The organism is Bradyrhizobium sp., assembly GCF_049581145.1.
Taxonomy (GTDB): Bacteria; Pseudomonadota; Alphaproteobacteria; order Rhizobiales; family Xanthobacteraceae; genus Bradyrhizobium.
In genome coordinates, this window is record NZ_JBAURI010000752.1 from 1 (window position 1) to 3,667 (window position 3,667).

The window sequence follows — 3,667 nt, forward strand, 5'->3', positions numbered from 1 at the left end:
CAATAGAAGAACGGAAAACCGAACAACGCGGGTTCCGGTATATTGTAGAACGGCACCCACAGCAGGCCTATAAACGGCAACAGCAACAACATCCACACGACAGATCTCCGGCGTCGAGCCGGCATCCAGCCGCCGGCCGTTTGCCCTCATTATACGTCCGATTGCCCATGCGCCAGCAGGTTTCTGATTGCTGCAGCGCCACGTCACACACGGCCGTGCGACCTCAGAAGCCCGGCCAGGTTGCGCCGCGGCCATCCATCACATCGGAGGTGTCAGTCCGTCCTTGCCGTAAGTGACGCGGGGGGCTTCCACTGTGCCGTCGGGCAGCCTCCTGGCTGCGGCGACGAAGATCTTGGTTCCCGGCTTCAGATCGTTCTTGTCGCCGGCGACAAAGGTCACGACCACGGTGTCCGGCGTCACCATGATTTTCTTCTCCCCGCCCTTATACTTCACCGAGAGGATCGGGCCGTCGATGCCGTCTACCGTCTGCTCGACATTGGCGTTGGTCATCTTGGTCTGCGGCTTGAGGTCCCAATCGTAGTGCCCTTCGCCAGTTCCGCGCATCGAGTCCGGGAAGATGTGCACCTCGATGGCCTTCTGGCTGCCGTCGGGCTGCGTCATTCCTGTCGCGCCCACGAACATGCCGGGCTTGATGTCCGCCATGGTCGATTTCACGATCGCGACATAGAGCGGGTTATCGGCCATGGTCAGCTTCAGCTCCGCGCCGTCGCGATTCTTGACCAGGTAGACCGGGCCGTCCATGCTTTCGATGGTGCCACGGATGCGAACCGTATCCTCGGCAAAGGCCGGCAAGGCAAGGCTGACGAAAAGGCTGACGAAAGCCAAGCTGAACGCTGCACAAGCACGCAACATCGTCCCACCCATCGTGATCTCCCGGTTCTGGTAGCTGCTGTCGGAACATCCTGGGTTCGCGAATCTTCCGAACCGCGCCCAAACATACCGCATTGCGGTGCGCCGACCTGACGAGCAGCAAGACCATCGGCTTGATCGGCGCGGCGGACGAAGCGTTCGGCCGCCACCGCCATCTTAGCCGACGCATACCCGCGCCGGGCGTCGGCTTACTTCACGACCTCGGCACCGACCTTGCAGGTGGCGGCATCCTGGTCGCCGGTGCCGCCGCTGCAGCCAACCGCGCCTATCAGCTTGCCGCCCTGGACCAGGGGAAATCCGCCGGGGCTCGCGACCAGCGTGGGATCGAGGGTCGCGACATATCCGTGGCCGGTTTCGTAGGCATTGTAGAACGCGCGTGACTCGCGGCGGAAGCGCGCCGCGGTGCGGGCCTTGCCGACCGAGATCGATCCCGATGCGATCTGGGCGCCCTCCATCCGCTCGAATTGCACCAGTTCGCCGTTGGTGTCGACCACCGAGATATTCATCTTCCAGTTTCGCTTCTTGGCTTCGGCTTCCGCCGCGGCCGTCACCTGCTTGGCAAGATCGAGTCCGATCGACTGGCCGTAGGGAATATCGAACGGGATCGCGTCGGGCGTTCCGCCCGCCGATGGCTGCGCCGGCGAGGCAGTCGGGGGGGCCGCCGTCTGCGCCGGCGTTGGAGAGATCAACAAGACCGCGGTGCACGCAGCCAATGTCAGGGAAACGACGGTACGCATATTTTCCTCCCAGTTGATGTTTATTGTTGTTGCAACACGTTGAGCACGCGCCGTCATTTCGCATGCCGGCGGTCAGTTCGTCCAGCCGCGTTGGCGTCATCTCTTTGCGGCACGTTCTCCCATTGCTCCGCAGGCGCGGCGCGGCAGCCCCGATCGCGATCGAATATTTCCGCCGTGCGATCCCGGCGCGGCCTGTTATTCAACCTTGATCCCGGCGTCCCGGATCACCTTGCGCCAGCGCGCTTGCTCGCCGCGAAAATAACGATCGAGTTCATCCGGCGGGCTCGCCACCATGGTCAGGCCCTCGCTGACGGCGAGCCTCTTGAAGACCTCGGACTTGACGGCGGTTGCGGCCGACCGGTTGATGCGCGCGATGATATTGCCGGACGTCTTGCCCGGTACGAAGAGTCCATACCAGCTCTCGGCGGAATAGCCGGGAACGCCGGCCTCGGCCACCGTCGGAACATCGGGGAAGGCCGGCGAACGCTCGGCCGAGGTCACCGCGAGCGCGCGCAATTGACCGGCCGCGATCAGTGACGCAACGCTCGCTACCGTCGTGAACATCACCTGGATCTGGCCGCCGATCAGATCGGTGATCGCGGGCGCCGCCCCCTTGTAGGGAATCATCGTGAGGCTCACCCCGGCCATCGATTTGAACAGCTCACCCGCCAGATGAGCGGAGGTGCCGGTGCCGTAGGTGCCGTAGGACAATTTGTCCGGCTCGGCTTTGGCCGCCGCGATCAGATCCGCGATCGATCGGATCGGCGATCTCGCATTGACCACGACGATGTTGAACGAGCGTGCGATCAACGCCACGGGCGCGAAGTCCCGCTCGGGGTCGTAGGGCAGTTTGGCATAGAGGCTCGGATTGACCGCGTTGGCAAAGGTGCCCATCAACAGCGTATAGCCATCGGGATCGCTGGCGGCCACCACCTGCGTGCCGACGATCGTCCCCGCCCCCGGCTTGTTCTCGACGATGACGGATTGACCGAGATCCTTCGCCATCTCCTGCGCCAGGGTCCGCGCCACCACGTCAGTGCCGCCGCCCGGCGCGAACGGCACAACGATCTTCACAATCCGGTCCGGATAGCCGGCCAAGGCTGGGGAGGCCGCCTGCATCACCATCAGCCCGCATGCTGCAAGCGCGAACAGGAGCCGATACCGTTTGAGATCGACGTGAGGGAACATGTCGCAACCGCTGTTGGAGAACATCGTTTCATAGGATGAATGAGCCGCTTGCGCCATGCGTTCGGCGACATGTGGCTTCGCGCCCGCCGGCATGGACGATACGGCCAGCGATGGATTAGGCTCCGTGCCAACCGAGAACTCGCGACGCGAGAACTCACGCCACGAGAGTGAGCGAACCTAAGGGGGAAGATGCCATGAAGCGCGGGCTGATCGGATTGTTGCTGTTGATTACCTCGCCAGCGCTGGCGCAGCAGGCGGTACCCCAGATCGCCTTCGAGTCCATACCGAATCCGGTTCGCTTGCCGCACAATATGTATTTCGGCGAAGTGTCGGGGGTCTCGGTCAATTCGAAGGGCCACATCTTCGTGCTGTCGCGCGGCAACACGACGGGGCCGGCTTACGCGGCGGCCGCAGCGCAGCTCCTCGAATTCGACGGCAAGGGCAACTATATCGGCGAGATCGGCAAGAACCTCTACGCCTGGTCGTTCGCGCACACCGTGAAGATCGATCCGCAGGACAACATCTGGGTCACCGACAAGGGTTCGGACATGGTGATCAAGTTCGATCAGGAAGGCCGCGTCCTCATGGTGTTCGGCCGCAAGCAGGAAGCTTCAGACGAGGACACCGGGCCGCTGAAACATCCGAAGCCGCCGCTGCCTGCCGAGGACGGCCGGTTTCGCCAGGTCACCGATGTGGCCTGGGACAAGGCGGGCGACACCTTCATCAGCGACGGCTATATCAACTCGCGCGTCGCGAAAGTGGACAAGGACGGCAATTGGCTGAAATCCTGGGGCGAGCGCGGCAAGGAGCCCGGCCAGTTCAACACCCCGCACTCGATCGCGACCGACGAC

3 protein-coding genes and 2 pseudogenes are annotated in these 3,667 nt (G+C 63.2%); 1 reads left to right on the forward strand and 4 read right to left on the reverse strand.

All coding sequences use genetic code 11. The features are described from left to right. The 4 genes and pseudogenes from WCB02_RS24535 to WCB02_RS24550 form a co-directional block, all read right to left on the reverse strand. A pseudogene (locus WCB02_RS24535) lies at positions 1–125 on the reverse strand (DUF3311 domain-containing protein); the annotation flags it as partial. A gap of 133 nt (positions 126–258) precedes the next feature. Next, positions 259–885 (reverse strand): hypothetical protein, encoded by a 627-nt coding sequence (locus WCB02_RS24540; protein ID WP_423962235.1) that lies wholly within the window; start codon positions 883–885, stop codon positions 259–261. 194 nt (positions 886–1,079) lie between these two features. Then, positions 1,080–1,628: a GlcG/HbpS family heme-binding protein gene (locus tag WCB02_RS24545; protein ID WP_423962237.1), complete on the reverse strand. Its 549-nt coding sequence runs from the start codon at positions 1,626–1,628 to the stop codon at positions 1,080–1,082. 195 nt (positions 1,629–1,823) lie between these two features. Next, positions 1,824–2,816 carry a Bug family tripartite tricarboxylate transporter substrate binding protein gene (locus WCB02_RS24550; RefSeq protein WP_423962238.1) on the reverse strand — a complete coding sequence of 331 codons (993 nt, stop codon included), beginning with the start codon at positions 2,814–2,816 and terminating at the stop codon, positions 1,824–1,826. A gap of 194 nt (positions 2,817–3,010) precedes the next feature. Between WCB02_RS24550 and WCB02_RS24555 the strand changes: the two are divergent. After that, positions 3,011–3,667 (forward strand): annotated as a pseudogene (locus tag WCB02_RS24555) (peptidyl-alpha-hydroxyglycine alpha-amidating lyase family protein); the annotation flags it as partial.

Excerpts from the sequence above, each read along its gene's own strand:
- WCB02_RS24540 (WP_423962235.1), bottom strand. The coding sequence starts at position 885 with ATGGGTGGGACGATGTTGCGTGCTTGTGCAGCGTTCAGCTTGGCTTTC.
- WCB02_RS24550 (WP_423962238.1), bottom strand. The coding sequence starts at position 2,816 with ATGTTCCCTCACGTCGATCTCAAACGGTATCGGCTCCTGTTCGCGCTT.
- WCB02_RS24545 (WP_423962237.1), bottom strand. The coding sequence starts at position 1,628 with ATGCGTACCGTCGTTTCCCTGACATTGGCTGCGTGCACCGCGGTCTTG.